Below are 14,968 nucleotides of genomic sequence, written 5' to 3' on the forward strand. Positions count from 1 at the left end.
TTGCATCTCAGAGTCCTTCTAATTGTTTTTGTGGTGATTACAATTATATCTCTCTGAGGTGTTTTTTCATACTTTTAAGTGGCTAACTTCATTTTAGAACTTTTATATCACTTTCGGATGATGATAAATCAAAAGAATTAGAAAAATATCTTGTATTGTTTTGGCACTTCTGCTATAATAGTAAGGTATGTGGTGCTAGCACATCCAAACATATTCTACGTAGGAGGAAAACACGAAATGGCTAAAGTATGTTATTTTACAGGTCGTAAGACTATGTCAGCTAACAACCGTTCACACGCGATGAACAAAACAAAACGTACTGCAAAACCAAATCTTCAAAAAGTTACTGTTCTTATCGACGGTAAACCTAAAAAAGTTTGGGCTTCAGCTCGTGCCCTTAAATCAGGTAAAGTTGAGCGCGTTTAATAGTTAGAGAAGCTAGGTGCCCGTCATCTGGCTTTTTTATTTTTACGAGTCTTGAATCATCCCAGCTTTTGCTAAGCCTAAACCTACCCTTGTTTACCAAGCTCGCAAAAAGAAAAATTGCCACGATAGGCAGTGATTTTTCCTTTTGTGGCCCTAGGTGCAAGGTTAAAGGGCTAACAGCAATGCAACATTTCTGTCAGTGAGGACTTACTATGAAAATGATGACACAACTCAATTTCTTTGAACATCGAGAACTTAGCAATTTCTAGTCAAATGAATTACCTTGCAGACAAGAAACTGAGATGCCGATAGTACTTAAGTACGGCAAGTCGAAAGTGACCATTATCAAAGGAATTCAAAAGACTATAGAAAAAGTTTGATGGTTTTAGGCGGACTTCCAGCAGCAAGTCTGTTTGATGATTTAGCAGATAAACGAAAATATGACCGTAAAGACTAGGTCCCTTAGTCCTATTTCATTGCTACATCGCTAAAATAGTTCTTGAATTGGAAACCGATCAACAATTGCTTCGTCAGCTGAAGATGAATAGCAAAACGTATCAAATTTGTGGATTTGACGCCCATACGATTTGGGGGCGAAGATGCTCTCAGCAATAAGCATGCGTTTTTTAGTGATGGTTGGTTTTGGAAAAAGTTCGGCGAGGACTAAAAGATCAGACTGGCTAGTTGGGGAATTTGGTAGAGACGATTAGAAAAATAGATTGAAAAACAAAGGGAATGACGCCCTCTTTTGGTGTTCAAGCAAAAATACTTATTTAGAAACAGTCTCACAACTTTTAAGAACAGGAGAAAGTCCTACAGCTAACATGGCGTTTGAAAATTGTGAAGAAATTCATGGCAAGGAAATAATTCGTATTATCTTTTTTTACAAAGTCTCTCTATTATGATAAAATGAAGTGATAAAAACTTTTTGAGGTAGTGAATATGACTGTAAAAATCAATACAAAAGATGGTCAAATTGAACTCTTAGACGATGTTATTGCGACAGTCGTTGGGGGTTCGGCAACAGAGATTTTTGGTGTTGTTGGCATGGCAAGTAAAAGTGCTATTAAAGATAATTTCCAAGCCCTTCTTCGTAAAGAAAACTACGCAAAAGGTGTTGTTGTCAAATCAACAGAAGCAGGAATTTCCGTTGATGTTTATACTGTGATGAGTTACGGTGTGAAAATCAGTGAAGTTTCCAAAAACATTCAAGAACGTGTTAAGTTTAATTTAGAAAATCAGCTTGGCATTTCAGCTGAAACTGTGAATGTTTATGTTCAAAATATTAAGGTTGTAGGAGAAGAGTAGTGTCAAATATTACAACAAGTTTATTCCAAGAAATGGTCCAAGCAGCGGCTACTCGTCTTGGTAAACAAGCTGAATATGTGAATTCCTTAAATGTTTTCCCAGTTCCAGATGGAGATACTGGTACAAATATGGGAATGACCATGGATAATGGGGCTAAAGAAGTTGCTGATAAACATGCTGCAACAGTTGGTCAAGTAGGTCAAATCCTTTCAAAAGGTCTTTTGATGGGGGCTCGTGGTAACTCTGGTGTTATTACATCACAACTTTTCCGTGGTTTTGGACAAAGTATCAAGGATTTAGAAGAGTTAGACGGTAAAGCGTTGGCTGATGCCTTTCAATCGGGTGTTGAAGTAGCTTATAAAGCTGTTATGAAACCTGTTGAAGGAACAATCTTAACAGTTTCACGTGGCGCAGCAACTGCAGCTAAGAACAAAGCTGAGAGTACAGATGATGCTACAGAAGTTATGCGTGCAGCCCTCGATGGAGCCAAAGCAGCTCTTGCTAAAACACCCGATATGCTTCCAGTTCTAAAAGAGGTTGGCGTTGTCGATTCAGGTGGACAAGGTCTTGTGTACATTTATGAAGGCTTTTTGGCGGCTCTAACTGGTGAGTACATTGCTTCAGAAGATTTCCAAGCAACTCCTGCAACAATGTCTGAAATGATCAATGCTGAACATCATAAATCAGTAGCTGGTCATGTAGCGACTGAAGATATTACTTTTGGTTATTGTACTGAAATTATGGTGGCACTTGGTAAAGGTCCGACCCACGTTAAAGAATTTAACTACGAAGAATTCCAAGGTTACTTGAGTGGTATCGGTGATTCACTTCTTGTCGTTAATGATGATGAGATTGTCAAAGTACATGTCCACACAGAAGACCCGGGGCTTGTTATGCAAGAAGGCTTAAAATACGGCTCTCTTGTTAAAGTTAAGGTTGATAACATGCGTAATCAGCATGACGAAGTTCTTGAAAGAACAAATTCAGAAGCAGCTGCTACTCCAAAAGAAGCAAAAGAGTATGGTGTTATCGCTGTTGTAGCTGGTGAAGGTTTGGCAGAAATTTTTAAAGCACAGGGTGCCGATTACATTATTTCTGGTGGTCAAACGATGAACCCATCAACAGAAGATATTGTTAAAGCCATCAAAGAAGTTAATGCTAAGAATGTTATTATCTTACCAAATAACAAAAATATCTTTATGGCTGCTCAATCAGCAGCAGATGTTGTAGATGTTCCAGCAGCAGTGGTAGAATCTCGTACAGTACCGCAAGGCTTGACAAGCCTTCTAGCTTTTGATCCATCTAAATCTCTGGAAGATAATGTGGCAGCAATGTCTGCAAGTTTATCTGACGTTATCAGTGGTAGCGTGACCTTAGCTGTTCGTGATACAACAATTGATGGTCTTGAAATTCATGAAAATGATATTTTGGGGATGGTTGATGGTAAGATTCTTGTTTCAACACCTAATATGGAAACAGCACTCTTGTCTACATTTGAAAAAATGTTAGATGAAGATAGTGAAATTGTAACCATCTATGTTGGAGAAGATGGAGAGCAGGAATTGGCAGAGTCAATTGCTGAAAAACTTGAAGAAGCTCATGAGGATGTAGAAGTTGAAATCCATGTTGGAAGTCAACCTGTCTATCCATACTTGATGAGTGTTGAGTGATTATTGTCATTATAAAAAATATCTGAGCATCGTTTGATACTCAGGTATTTTTATTTATTTTAAGTGAATGGGGATGGTTTGACAATCTTCATTTCTACGTTTTTACGATGCAAAATGGGTAGCGATGAAATTATACTCAATATGAAAATCAAAAGTAGACTAGGCGACACAGATAGCCGATAGAACTGTCTTCATCAAATCAAGTCAACAAGGTCTGCTTTTGATTTTTGAAGAGAATTGATAACACTAAAATAGTGAATATAGTGCTAGTTTGCCACTTGGTTTAAAACAAATCCGACTTTTTCCAATTATTCGTCTGTACATTATATTCTTTATGCCTTACTTGCTATCATGGCAAATGATAAATAGCAAGGATAAAGACTGAAGCTAGGCTATTCTTTAATTTGCAAAGAACGTAAAAAACTTGAAGCATTAGGATATTTTCGGAGCTTTGGAGCATATATGCACCAAATTCTAGCAAAGTAATTATAGTCTTTTGAATTACCTTTGATACATAGTTACTCTCGACTTGCCGTATTCAAGTACTGTTCGCGTCTCAACACCTTGTTCTGAAAGTTAATTCATTTGACTATGTATCGCGTGTCAACCTAGATAAGTGAAAGCTCTAAATGAGTAATTTTCTTTCATTGTTGACTTCTGGCGCAATACTCCCTGCTTCCTCAAGTGAATGCTCTATGCTGATTAAAACATCTAGAGCTGTAGCGGTTTGAACAACGGTAAGGTCTTGTGATGCTGGTGATTATCTCAATAGCTCTCACTCCTCTGCTTTCATTCTACTACAAATACCGTTGGATTTAAAATTCTTAGAAAATACATGATGAACGGTTGTTTAGTATGAGGTGAGTTAGATTTGTCAGCACTTGCTTTGTTAAAGACCTAGCTCTAGACTCTTTCTGTCCCTTGCTGTCAGTGCTTTGTAGAGCTTGATTTTGAGTGTCAGAAGTAGACTTTTTCATAGTTATTGGAAAGTCGCTTGAAGTTGATTGTTTATCACCCGATTGATTTTTATTTTGAATTCGTCTTAACCTTATCGACTCTAAGCTCATTGTTGTTTCGACATCTGATTTATGAGAATTTAACTTTTCTGGACGAGTGATATGGTCGTCTCTTTTAGACGGTGTGATTTCAATGTCATCTGAAATGGCATTGCTATGGGTATTGTCGTCAATGGCTTCAATACTATTATAGCTATGACTCGGAGGATTGGTAACCTCTTCGTCGGTAATTTTATGTAGTAATAATTTTTTGTATTCTGAATTCTTTTAACCTAAGATTTAATTTACTGAAGTTGATTAGCATATTTAGAATAGTCGATTGTTTTCTTAATTTTTCTAAGAAATATTAGGTGAATATTTGACACTGCTTTCATACTTGATATAATGGCATTATTAAAAGTTTTTTTAGGAGGAACTGTTACTATGGGATTTATTTTTCCGCTTGTCATTTTACTTATTATTATTGCAATAATTGCTAGCACACTTTATGTGGTTAGACAGCAGTCTGTCGCTATCATTGAACGTTTTGGGAAATATCAAACCATTTCGACTAGTGGTATCCATATGAGATTACCATTTGGTATTGATAAAATTGCTGCACGTGTGCAACTACGTTTACTTCAAAGTGAAATTATTGTTGAAACGAAGACAAAAGACAATGTTTTCGTCACACTTAATATTGCCACCCAATACCGTGTCAATGAACAAAATGTTATTGATGCTTATTATAAATTGATGAAACCTGAAGCGCAGATTAAATCCTACATTGAGGATGCCTTGCGTTCATCAGTTCCTAAATTGACTTTGGACGAATTGTTTGAGAAAAAAGATGAAATCGCCCTTGAGGTACAACATCAAGTTGCTGAGGAAATGTCAACTTATGGTTACATCATCGTAAAAACCTTGATTACTAAAGTTGAGCCAGATGCTGAAGTCAAGCAGTCAATGAATGAAATCAATGCAGCACAGCGTAAGCGTGTGGCTGCACAAGAATTAGCAGAAGCTGATAAAATCAAAATCGTTACAGCGGCCTCAGCAGAAGCTGAAAAGGACCGCCTGCATGGGGTGGGAATTGCCCAACAACGTAAGGCTATTGTTGATGGTTTGGCAGATTCCATTCAAGAGCTCAAGGACGCCAATATTAGTTTGAATGAAGAAGAAATTATGTCTATTCTTTTGACAAATCAATACCTTGATACACTCAATACTTTCGCTGCAAATGGCAACCAAACAATCTTCTTACCAAATACACCTAATGGTGTTGATGATGTTCGTACTCAGATATTATCAGCTTTAAAAGCAAATCAGTAAACTAAAAAGACAAGAAATGCAATTTTCTTGTCTTTTTTCGTAGATTGAATAATAATATTAGTTACTTTTGCCTCTGCGTTTGAAGTCGTGAATGATTTTTAGAGCACGTTTACGTGTCTTGATATTTGGACTTTTAAGACGACGATAGGCTGAAGAAAGATCAATTTTTTCTGCCATAGGTTCCTCCTTATGAAAAGTGGTCATTGCAATGACTATTTTATATTAGCATAAAATAGTTAACTGGTAAAGTAATTTTGATTGCATTTGAAAATAGAATTTATTTAACCTCAATAAGTTACCTATTACGTAGTATTTAGAATACTGCGTTTTATTGTGTCTGAATAAGTTCTTAATTACTAAAAATAGGTCTATTTTGTATCGGTTGTTTCCGAATTGTTGCCAATTAGAGTGAGTAAATAGTCTCTATCTTCTTCAAAACTACTCCATTGTTTAATCATGTTTTTTGCAAAGGGCTCTATATCAATATTTTTATATTTAATTATTGTTATTATATGGTTTATTTCTTTACCAATTTTATCCTTTGGAGCAGAGTTATATTCTACCATTTTTATTAACCTATAAAGTGCGTTATCTAACTTATTTTTGTAATCATTAGTCGCGTCACTTATTTCTTTAAAACTTTTTTCTATATTTTCTTCATAAGATTTGTCAAATTCGTTTATATCTGTAATACCTAGTAAATAATCAGTTGTTACATTGAAAATTTTTCCGAGTTCTAATAGAGTTCTGAATTTTGGTTCGTTTGTCCCAGTTTCATAATTTCTATATGTCACACGATTTACTTTTAATAAATCTGCAAGTTCTTGTTGAGTTAATTTTTTTTGAATTCGTAATTCTTTAAGTCTATCATTAAATTCCATAAAGCACCTCTTAAATGATTATTTTTTTTATCTTTTTATTGACAATGTAAACAAAACTTGCTAGTATTATTTTGTGGTAATTAGTTTTATCATGTTTCGTTCATTGTAAAATTATTTTATCATAATAACTAGTAAAAGTTCAAGGAGGTAATTGTCTATAGATTATAAAGATATAGCTAAGTTGACTGGTCGTTCAGTCAGCACGGTTAAGAAATGGCGATTGAAAATTGAGGAATTATCTGGTTATGAGTTTGAAAAAACAAAGGCTAGAGTGAGTAAGAGAAGTGTTCAAGTCTACTTTGTTTTCTCAAAGGAGGAAGTCGCTAAATTTGTTGAATTATCCAAAGAAATTACAAGAACGAATGATTTGGATAATTCCGTTAAAAAGGTTTGGAGCGACCTTAATGCTCAATTAGAACGAGATTTAGGGCAGGAAATACGTGATTTAAGACTTTGGATAGGGAAATACACCCTAGAGACAAACAAACGCATAGAAGCCCTAGAAACAGCTAATAAAGAGCTTAGGCAAGAGTTGTCTAGGCTAAAAGAAAAACAAGAGGAAATAGAAGAGAGTCAATCGACTGGACTTCTAGCAAAATTTAAGAATAAGAGGTAAACAATAATGGCACAACCAACATGGAACAAGACACTTAAAGAAGTATTGCAACAAAATACTGTCATGAAAACACGCAAAAGCGCTAAGGGAACAGACTATGACGTTGAGGTCGTCCCACATTTAGAGGTGGTTTCTACGGGCAGTATTGAAGAACATCAAGGCGAGTATCGCTACTCGATTGTTGACACGGTTCACCAACTGGAATACACGATTAAAGCGCCGAACAAGGTTGATGTTGCCTTTGGTACGGAATTAGTTTTTGACGAGGTCACAGGAGGGACAACGCAGAATGGGCGAGGGTGGTATAAGGCTGAAGCTGTTGCCCTTGCCAAATAGGAAAATGGAGGTCTTGTGAGTGCGGAGAGTCAGTGCCAGCGAGCGAGGCTTGCGGGAGCGATAGCTCGCAAAGGCACGGTCGAGCGCTGACGCACGAACTTCCAGACCTCTATTTTCATAATATTTTCAAAAGTTTTTCAAAGGCTCAAGAGTTTTTTTAGCGTTTTAATTTGCTCATTTGCTCATTTCTATGCGCGCACCATTCTAGGGCTTGTCGACAGAATGGTGTTAATCCCTTTAACCCCAAGTGGTTAGGGCAATTTTCCACCTTTCCATTTTTCGCTCGAAACCTTGAGCAAATTGATGAGCAAATTAGTGAGCAAATTGAGCAAAAATCGTTTAATTTGCTCAAGAAAATTATCGAAAAACGATAAATATGATAAGTATTTAAAAATAATAGACAATTGTTATTTTCATAAAATAGACTATTTGAAAGGAGAAAAATGACAAAAAGAAAACAAACAACCACGTTTATATTTGAACAACAATTACAGTCAGATTATTGGGATTGGTCTGATGATAAAAAAGATTTGTTTGATGATTGGGAAGCAAACAAACGAGCAATTTTTCAAGAGATTTATGATAGGGTTAAAACCATTGATGAGGAAAATCCTATCAAAATAGGTTTGATTGTTCATGATAAAGATGTTAGCTTTGGTAGTAGGTTGGTGAAACCTCATGTACACGGTTATATTGAATTTAAAACCAAGCGAGATTTAAATATATTAGCGTTAAGTTTAGGATTGCTACCTCAATATATCGAACCAAGTGGCAAAGGGCGTTATGGCAAAATTAATTCAAAAGCTTATTTAATTCATGCTAAAAGTCCCGATAAATACCAGTATGAAGCTAGTGAAGTTGAAACCTTTGATACGTTTGATTATGAACAATTTATAGCAGAAAATAAAGAAGATTTTGCCAAGCAGTCAGCAACACGAAAGCGTGAAAAATCTGATGAAAGTTTAGATTTAGTCATATCAAAAGTCCAAAAAGGAGAATTGAGTTATCAGGAAGTTATGGAAGATGATGAATTAGCTTTTCTATTTGCTAATAACCAACAAAAATTCAGAGAAAGTTTTAATTTCTTTGGTGAACGTGAAGCATTTCTACGTTTGAAAAGTTTAGAGCGTGGAGACTATCAATTAACAGTACTTTATATTCAAGGAGAGCCAGATGTTGGCAAATCGACTCTGGCTAAAGAAATAGCTTTAAAAGTAAAAGCTAAAATGAATGACATTGGCTTGCGTGGAGATATTTATTCTGCTTCTTCTTCTAATCCGTTTGATAATTATTATGGTGAAGAAATTCTCTTTTTAGATGATTTGAGGGAATATAATTTATCTGCAAGTGATTGGTTAAAGTTGTTTGACCCGCTTAATTCTGCACGAATGTCAGCACGTTATCAGAATAAGTTGGTTATTCCTCGACTGGTAATTATGCCTGTCTATAAAACTCCAAAAACATTTTTTGGGGAAGTCCAAGCAGAAGATTTAAATCAGTTTTTACGTAGAATTAACTTTTTGTTGGATATTTCATTAAAACATGAGACAGACGATAGATTATATAACGTATCTGAACTTGTAAAGCGCAAAGCAGTTGATTTTTATGAAAGAAAAGATGGTTCAACTGTTGTATTGAATTTCAAATATGAAGATATGTTCTGTTCCGATGATAAAGAATGGTTTGTAAATAAATTATTAGAGGATTGTGTTTATCCTAGAATTTTGCCAAAGAAAGTGAAGGACGTGACAAATGACTAGGAAAATAGTTGTATTTACGAAAGTCAGTATTCCAAATTCTCTTGCAGGTATAGCGGTAAATTTTAGACGAAATCCCAAATTATCTCAAGAATTGAAAGATATTTATATATTTCTACATAGTCAATCAAGTTATGCTGAAATAAAAAAAATGATGCAGTCGGCAAACCGCATCAAAATAAACAAAATCTATAAATAGTTTAACACGAAAGGAAAATAAATGCTATGTTTGTAACTAAAGAAGATTTAAAAAAATTAGGATTTGGAAATTATCAAGCTTACATGTTGGTCAAGCAAGGTAAAGCGCTTATGGTACAAAAAGGCTATGCTTATTATGCTTCTAAAGGTTTAGGAAGAGTACCAGTTGAAGTTATTGAGGAGATTTTAGGAACAAAACTAGATTTTGAGGAGTTGGAAAATAATGCCTAAAATTCCTCATGTATATTTTGATAAAGCTAGCAGTAGTTATTATGCAGTAGCTTCTTTAGGCTTTGATGAGATAACTGGTAAAAGAATGCAGAAGAAAAAACGTGGCTTTAAAACGCAGACGGAAGCTAAAAAGTGGTATGACGAGTTTATAGCTAAACACTCTAAAAAAGCAATTATACATGGTGCTAGTTTAACAGTTGAAATGTTTCTCGAACATTATTTTATACCAGACTATAAAAATAAGGTGTCAAATAGAACCTTTATAACTTTTTCTTCTAAGTTAAAGAGACTTCGTTATTTTTCCGAGATGAAAATGATTGATATTCAGCCGATTCATGTTAAAAGATGGCATACAGCTATTCTTGAGGAGGGCTTATCAAACAATTATTTAAAAGATTTACATCAATCAATGAAAGAAATTTTTGATATGGCTATGACTTTAGGTATAGTTACTGAAAATCCAGTTAGAAAAGCTGGCAATGTTAGCCGTACAAAACATAAAGTTGATTTTTGGACGAAAGAAGAATTTGAGTTATTTATTAAGACTTTTGAAAAAGAAGACGTTCTCGAACATTTAAAATTTATTACTTGTCTATTCCTTTTCATGACTGGTTTGCGAATTAGTGAACTTCAGGCTTTAGTATGGGATGATATAGATTTTGAAAATAAGCATTTTATGGTTAGTAAGTCAATGTTTTATCAAAATAAGAATAACTGGCAAATAAATCCAACTAAAACTTTTTCTAGTAACAGATTAATTTATCTTGATAATATGACTGTAGAAGCCTTAAAAAAGTGGAAAGAACATCAGAAAAAACTGGGTCACATAGATTTCATATTCTCTTATAATTGTATGCCTATCACTAAAACAATGTTGACAAAAGCGATTGATAAACATAGTAAGCTAGCAGGCGTTAAAAAAGTTAGGATACACGATTTACGGCACTCTCATGCAAGTTTATTGCTATCCTTAGGTATGAATGATTTAGAGCTTAAAAATCGCTTAGGACACGCTAGTATTCAAACTACGCTAGGTGTGTATTCTCACCTTAGACCAACTGCTATGAAAGAAGTAGCAGATAAGCTGGAGGGACAAATTAGACTTCACTAATGAGAATCGTGGCTTTTGTTAGACTAGCAAAGTCTGTCTAACAAAGACGCAGATTGTAAAAAGCAGTAAAAGAATTCTTACTGCTTTTTATGTTTCCAAATTGTTGCCGAAAATAAAAATCAATGGCTTCGACCACTGATTTTATACTATTTTCACTAATTAAAAAATTATTTATCCTCAATAAAAACTAAAATTAAACCAGACGGTGCAGATAGAACTGAAGGTCTTCAAATCAAGTCAAGGAAGTCTGAATTTGATTTTCGAAGGGGATTAAGTCAGACCGATGCACGCTTTGAATGACTTTCTGCAGTTTTTTATCACATCATAAAGTGATTCAAAGGATTGTTTCTTAACCGTTTGTGGCGCGAACCAATTGCCAATAGTTAAAAACGTTAATTCCTCATAACGTAGAAGAATGCAGTGGGAGGTTTGTGAAACATAGGGCGTATTTTTAATGCTTGTTTTAATTCGTTTCATTGATTAGAAGATAGTGATGGTTCCATGCATCTATGAGATGTCTATTTTTATTTTTTATAGTCTTTTGAATTACCTTTGATACATGGTCACTTTTGACTTGTCCTGCTCACGTATTATCCGCGTCTTTCTGTTCCTTGTCGGAAAGTTACTTCATTTGACTATATTAAGCGGTAGAAGAATTTCAAATTTATTTTATAGCAAATAAAAAGAGCTGACAATGTCAACTCTTTCTTGTATGATCTCTATTTCAAGAAGCGTTTCAAGAATTCTTTAGTACGCTCTTCTTGTGGGTTACCAAAGATTTGTTGCGGTGCCCCCTCTTCAGCGATGACTCCCTTATCCATGAAGATGACACGATCAGAGACATCGCGTGCAAATTCCATTTCATGGGTTACGATAATCATCGTTAAGCCTGATTTAGCCAAATCTTGCATGGTCTTAAGCACTTCACCGACCATTTCTGGGTCAAGGGCAGAAGTTGGTTCATCAAACAAGATGGCTTCGGGATCAACGGATAGAGCGCGAGCGATGGCTACACGTTGCTTCTGTCCACCAGATAACTGACTAGGACGAGCTTTCCAGTAACGTTCTCCCATGCCAACTTTTTCAAGATTTTCCTTAGCGATAGCTTCAGCTTCAGAGCGACTGCGTTTAAGGACAGTTGTTTGTGCCACGATGGCATTTTCTAAAACGTTGAGATTGTCAAAAAGGTTGAAAGATTGGAATACCATACCGAGTTTTTCACGATAAGTTGTTAAATTATACCCTTTTTCGAGAACATTCTCACCATGATAGATGATGCTACCTTCTGTCGGGGTCTCTAATAAGTTGATAGAACGAAGAAAGGTTGATTTACCAGAACCAGATGAACCGATGATAGAGATAACTTCGCCTTTATTGATACTCAATGAAATGTCTTTGAGGACTTCATTGTTACCAAATGATTTTTTGAGATGTTTGATTTCTAAAATAGGATTAGTCATGTGCCACCTCCTCAACTTGCATTTGGTTAGCGCCAGTGGTATATGTGTCAACGTCCATACGACGCTCAATGAGTCGAAGGATGCGAGTCACAGTAAAGGTCAATACGAAGTAGATGACGGCGATAACTGTGAAGGTTTGGAAATATTGGTAAGTTTGTGTTGCGACGGTATTACCTGAGAAGTAAAGTTCGACAACAGAGATAACGTTCAATACAGAGGTATCTTTGATATTGATAACGAACTCATTACCCGTGGCAGGTAAGATGTTACGGATTACCTGTGGCAAGACAATCTTACGCATGGTTTGGTTATGATTGAAACCAAGTGCAGTGGCAGCTTCAAATTGACCTTTATCAACGGCGAAGATACCACCACGAACGATTTCACTCATGTAGGCACCAGTATTGATCGAAACAATGAAAATAGCAGCTAAGGTACGGTCAAGGGAGACACCAAAGGCTTGAGCAGTTCCGTAATAGATAACCATAGCTTGTACGATCATTGGAGTACCACGGAAAATTTCAATATAAACGTTGAGCAACCAGCCAAAGAGTTTTTGAAGAATGGCAAGAACCTTGTTGCTGGCTTTAGGGGCTGTACGGTAGACACCAATTAAAAGACCAATGATGGTACCAACAATGGTACCGAGAATGGAAATTAAGAGTGTGATACCCGTACCGCGAAGCAATTGTTTCCAGTTGTTTTTAACGATGCCAGCAACTTGTGCAAAGAAACTTTTAGGCGCTTCTTCATCACTATTATCTGAAGGTTGTTCAGCAATCATTTTATCCATAAGTTTGATGCGGTCGCCTTCAGAAATGGTTGCCAGTACTTCATTGACTTGTGACATACGTGTGTCTTCTTTACGCATACCGACAGCAGTAGCAGCATTTGACTCATCAACTTTAAAACCAGGTTTCAAGGTCAGCATTTTGAATTTGCTGTTAGCTTCCTCAGCAGTCAAGGCTTCTGGACGTTCAGAAATATAAGCATCGATAACGCCTGAAGAAAGTGCTTGACGCATTTGGGAGAAGTCCCCCATTGGTGTTTGAGGATCGGCACCTTTTAAATCTGAAAGAAGATCGACATGCCATACACCTTGTTGAGCAGTAACTTTAGCTCCTTTGAAAGCATTGATGGATTTTGCATTGGCGTAATCACCATCTTTAGCAACCACGATGACTGGCTCACTAGTATAATAACTATCTGAGAAAGCAATTTCTTTTTTACGTTCTGCAGTAGGACTCATACCTGCAGCAATCATATCGATTTTCCCTGAAGTTAGGGCAGGAACTAGACCTTCCCATTTTGTTTTAACAACAAGGAGTTTCTTATCCATGCGTTTAGCAATCTTTTGTGCTACTTGGACATCATATCCATTGGCGTATTGGTTGGTTCCTTCGATTGGCGCGGCGCCATTTGAGTCATCATCTTGTGTCCAGTTAAATGGGGCATAAGCAGCCTCCATACCGACACGCAAGTACTCATCTGCTTGCGCTTTTGTTACTCCTGTAAACAAAAGGAGTAAAGCTGCAAAACAGCTTAAAAAGATCTTTTTCATGAAAGACTCCTCATTTTTTTATTGTGTCTTCTCCATTTTACAAGAAAGCAGAGGCTATTTCAATATGAAAGTGCTTAAAATAAAGAAGAATTATACAATAACAGTTTGAAAAAATAACAGCTCATCCTCCATTTTGGGGGAGGTTTTGTTATAATAGAAAATAAGTTTAAACATAGGAGTTTTCATGTTAATCATAGAAATTTTAAAAGCCATCTTTTTTGGTATTGTCGAAGGTATCACTGAATGGCTGCCTGTATCAAGTACGGGTCATCTCATCTTAGTGCAAGAATTTGTTAAATTCAACCAATCAAAAGACTTTGTTGATATGTTCAATATCGTTATCCAATTGGGGGCTATTTTAGCAGTTATTGTCATTTACTTCGAACGTTTAAATCCGTTTCAACCTGGAAAAACGAAACTAGAAACTCAGCTGACTTGGCAGCTTTGGTTAAAAGTTGTTATTGCTTGTATCCCATCTATTTTGGTTGCCTTACCTTTCGATGACTGGTTCGAGAGTCACTTTAACTATATGTTTCCAGTAGCCATTGCCTTGATTGTTTATGGGATTGCCTTCATCTTTATCGAGAAGCGCAATGCGACGAGAGAACCAAAAGTAACTGATTTAGCGAAAATGTCCTATACGACAGCTCTTCTTATCGGTGTCTTCCAAGTGCTTGCAATTGTGCCAGGGACCAGCCGTTCAGGCGCGACAATTTTAGGGGCTATCATTTTGGGAACTAGTCGTTCTGTAGCAGCGGATTTCACTTTCTTCTTGGCGATTCCAACTATGTTTGGCTATAGTGGCTTAAAAGCTGTTAAATTCTTTATTGACGGTAATGTCCTTAGTATGCCACAAGTATTAATTCTCTTGGTAGCCAGTGTTACTGCCTTTATCGTCAGCCTTTACGCTATTAAGTTCTTGACAAATTACGTTAAGAGACATGATTTCACTGTTTTTGGTAAATATCGTATTGTTTTAGGACTTATTCTGATCCTTTATGCTGCAGTGAAAGTGGTTGTTTTATAACCTAATTTGTAAACTTAAAAAATATTATAATACAGTGACTGTATAGAGATTGCTGACTC

The 14,968-nt window shown here is 36.0% G+C and carries 14 protein-coding genes; 10 read left to right on the forward strand and 4 right to left on the reverse strand.

Going from position 1 to position 14,968, the window contains the following annotated elements:
- Window positions 1-237 precede the first annotated feature (237 nt).
- The 4 genes from rpmB to A3IA_RS0103755 all read left to right on the forward strand — a co-directional run bounded on the left by rpmB (window position 238) and on the right by A3IA_RS0103755 (window position 5,731).
- The gene (rpmB, locus tag A3IA_RS0103740; RefSeq protein WP_017769206.1) at window positions 238-426 is read left to right on the forward strand and encodes a 50S ribosomal protein L28; all 189 of its coding nucleotides are present in this window, start codon (window positions 238-240) and stop codon (window positions 424-426) included.
- A 942-nt stretch (window positions 427-1,368) separates the two neighbouring features.
- Window positions 1,369-1,734, forward strand: coding sequence for an Asp23/Gls24 family envelope stress response protein (locus tag A3IA_RS0103745; protein WP_018380012.1), 366 nt, complete (start codon window positions 1,369-1,371; stop codon window positions 1,732-1,734).
- The gene (locus tag A3IA_RS0103750) at window positions 1,734-3,404 is read left to right on the forward strand and encodes a DAK2 domain-containing protein (protein ID WP_018380013.1); all 1,671 of its coding nucleotides are present in this window, start codon (window positions 1,734-1,736) and stop codon (window positions 3,402-3,404) included. The genes A3IA_RS0103745 and A3IA_RS0103750 overlap by 1 nt, the downstream gene beginning before the upstream one ends.
- Window positions 3,405-4,843: 1,439 nt before the next feature.
- Window positions 4,844-5,731: an SPFH domain-containing protein gene (locus A3IA_RS0103755; RefSeq protein ID WP_018380014.1), complete on the forward strand. Its 888-nt coding sequence runs from the start codon at window positions 4,844-4,846 to the stop codon at window positions 5,729-5,731.
- 57 nt (window positions 5,732-5,788) lie between these two features.
- Here the strand turns inward: A3IA_RS0103755 and A3IA_RS12935 are convergent, their stop codons facing one another.
- A complete protein-coding gene (locus A3IA_RS12935; RefSeq protein ID WP_018380015.1) occupies window positions 5,789-5,908 on the reverse strand; it encodes a putative metal homeostasis protein in 120 nt (39 codons plus the stop codon).
- Window positions 5,909-6,099: 191 nt separating this feature from the next.
- Window positions 6,100-6,612: a helix-turn-helix domain-containing protein gene (locus A3IA_RS12240; protein WP_018380016.1), complete on the reverse strand. Its 513-nt coding sequence runs from the start codon at window positions 6,610-6,612 to the stop codon at window positions 6,100-6,102.
- A gap of 151 nt (window positions 6,613-6,763) precedes the next feature.
- Between A3IA_RS12240 and A3IA_RS0103770 the strand changes: the two genes are divergently transcribed.
- From A3IA_RS0103770 to A3IA_RS0103795, 5 genes are all read left to right on the forward strand, one after another.
- On the forward strand, window positions 6,764-7,228 hold the full coding sequence (locus A3IA_RS0103770; protein WP_018380017.1) for a hypothetical protein: 465 nt from the start codon (window positions 6,764-6,766) through the stop codon (window positions 7,226-7,228).
- A 6-nt stretch (window positions 7,229-7,234) separates the two neighbouring features.
- Window positions 7,235-7,564 (forward strand): hypothetical protein, encoded by a 330-nt coding sequence (locus A3IA_RS0103775; protein WP_018380018.1) that lies wholly within the window; start codon window positions 7,235-7,237, stop codon window positions 7,562-7,564.
- Window positions 7,565-8,007: 443 nt separating this feature from the next.
- Window positions 8,008-9,324: a Rep family protein gene (locus A3IA_RS0103780; RefSeq protein WP_018380019.1), complete on the forward strand. Its 1,317-nt coding sequence runs from the start codon at window positions 8,008-8,010 to the stop codon at window positions 9,322-9,324.
- Between the two features lie 222 nt (window positions 9,325-9,546).
- On the forward strand, window positions 9,547-9,750 hold the full coding sequence (locus tag A3IA_RS0103790; RefSeq protein ID WP_017769084.1) for a DUF3173 family protein: 204 nt from the start codon (window positions 9,547-9,549) through the stop codon (window positions 9,748-9,750).
- On the forward strand, window positions 9,743-10,861 hold the full coding sequence (locus A3IA_RS0103795; protein WP_018380021.1) for a site-specific integrase: 1,119 nt from the start codon (window positions 9,743-9,745) through the stop codon (window positions 10,859-10,861). The genes A3IA_RS0103790 and A3IA_RS0103795 overlap by 8 nt, the downstream gene beginning before the upstream one ends.
- Window positions 10,862-11,580: 719 nt before the next feature.
- Here the strand turns inward: A3IA_RS0103795 and A3IA_RS0103800 are convergent.
- Together A3IA_RS0103800 and A3IA_RS0103805 are read right to left on the reverse strand one after the other, a co-directional pair.
- Entirely contained in the window at window positions 11,581-12,321 is a 741-nt protein-coding gene (locus A3IA_RS0103800) for an amino acid ABC transporter ATP-binding protein (RefSeq protein WP_018380022.1), read from the reverse strand.
- Window positions 12,314-13,882, reverse strand: a complete 1,569-nt coding sequence (locus A3IA_RS0103805; RefSeq protein ID WP_018380023.1) for an ABC transporter substrate-binding protein/permease — start codon at window positions 13,880-13,882, stop codon at window positions 12,314-12,316. Before A3IA_RS0103805 ends, A3IA_RS0103800 begins: the two co-directional genes overlap by 8 nt.
- 184 nt (window positions 13,883-14,066) lie before the next feature.
- Between A3IA_RS0103805 and A3IA_RS0103810 the strand changes: the two genes are divergently transcribed.
- On the forward strand, window positions 14,067-14,909 hold the full coding sequence (locus A3IA_RS0103810; RefSeq protein WP_018380024.1) for an undecaprenyl-diphosphate phosphatase: 843 nt from the start codon (window positions 14,067-14,069) through the stop codon (window positions 14,907-14,909).
- The last annotated feature ends 59 nt before the right edge of the window (window positions 14,910-14,968 follow it).

Source organism: Streptococcus thoraltensis DSM 12221, assembly GCF_000380145.1.
In the GTDB taxonomy this organism is placed as follows: Bacteria; Bacillota; Bacilli; order Lactobacillales; family Streptococcaceae; genus Streptococcus; species Streptococcus thoraltensis.

Coding starts and splice junctions, on each gene's coding strand:
- rpmB (WP_017769206.1), top strand. CDS start 238: ATGGCTAAAGTATGTTATTTTACAGGTCGTAAGACTATGTCAGCTAAC.
- A3IA_RS0103755 (WP_018380014.1), top strand. CDS start 4,844: ATGGGATTTATTTTTCCGCTTGTCATTTTACTTATTATTATTGCAATA.
- A3IA_RS0103800 (WP_018380022.1), bottom strand. CDS start 12,321: ATGACTAATCCTATTTTAGAAATCAAACATCTCAAAAAATCATTTGGT.
- A3IA_RS0103795 (WP_018380021.1), top strand. CDS start 9,743: ATGCCTAAAATTCCTCATGTATATTTTGATAAAGCTAGCAGTAGTTAT.
- A3IA_RS0103745 (WP_018380012.1), top strand. CDS start 1,369: ATGACTGTAAAAATCAATACAAAAGATGGTCAAATTGAACTCTTAGAC.
- A3IA_RS0103780 (WP_018380019.1), top strand. CDS start 8,008: ATGACAAAAAGAAAACAAACAACCACGTTTATATTTGAACAACAATTA.
- A3IA_RS0103790 (WP_017769084.1), top strand. CDS start 9,547: ATGTTTGTAACTAAAGAAGATTTAAAAAAATTAGGATTTGGAAATTAT.
- A3IA_RS12240 (WP_018380016.1), bottom strand. CDS start 6,612: ATGGAATTTAATGATAGACTTAAAGAATTACGAATTCAAAAAAAATTA.
- A3IA_RS0103810 (WP_018380024.1), top strand. CDS start 14,067: ATGTTAATCATAGAAATTTTAAAAGCCATCTTTTTTGGTATTGTCGAA.
- A3IA_RS0103775 (WP_018380018.1), top strand. CDS start 7,235: ATGGCACAACCAACATGGAACAAGACACTTAAAGAAGTATTGCAACAA.
- A3IA_RS12935 (WP_018380015.1), bottom strand. CDS start 5,908: ATGGCAGAAAAAATTGATCTTTCTTCAGCCTATCGTCGTCTTAAAAGT.
- A3IA_RS0103805 (WP_018380023.1), bottom strand. CDS start 13,882: ATGAAAAAGATCTTTTTAAGCTGTTTTGCAGCTTTACTCCTTTTGTTT.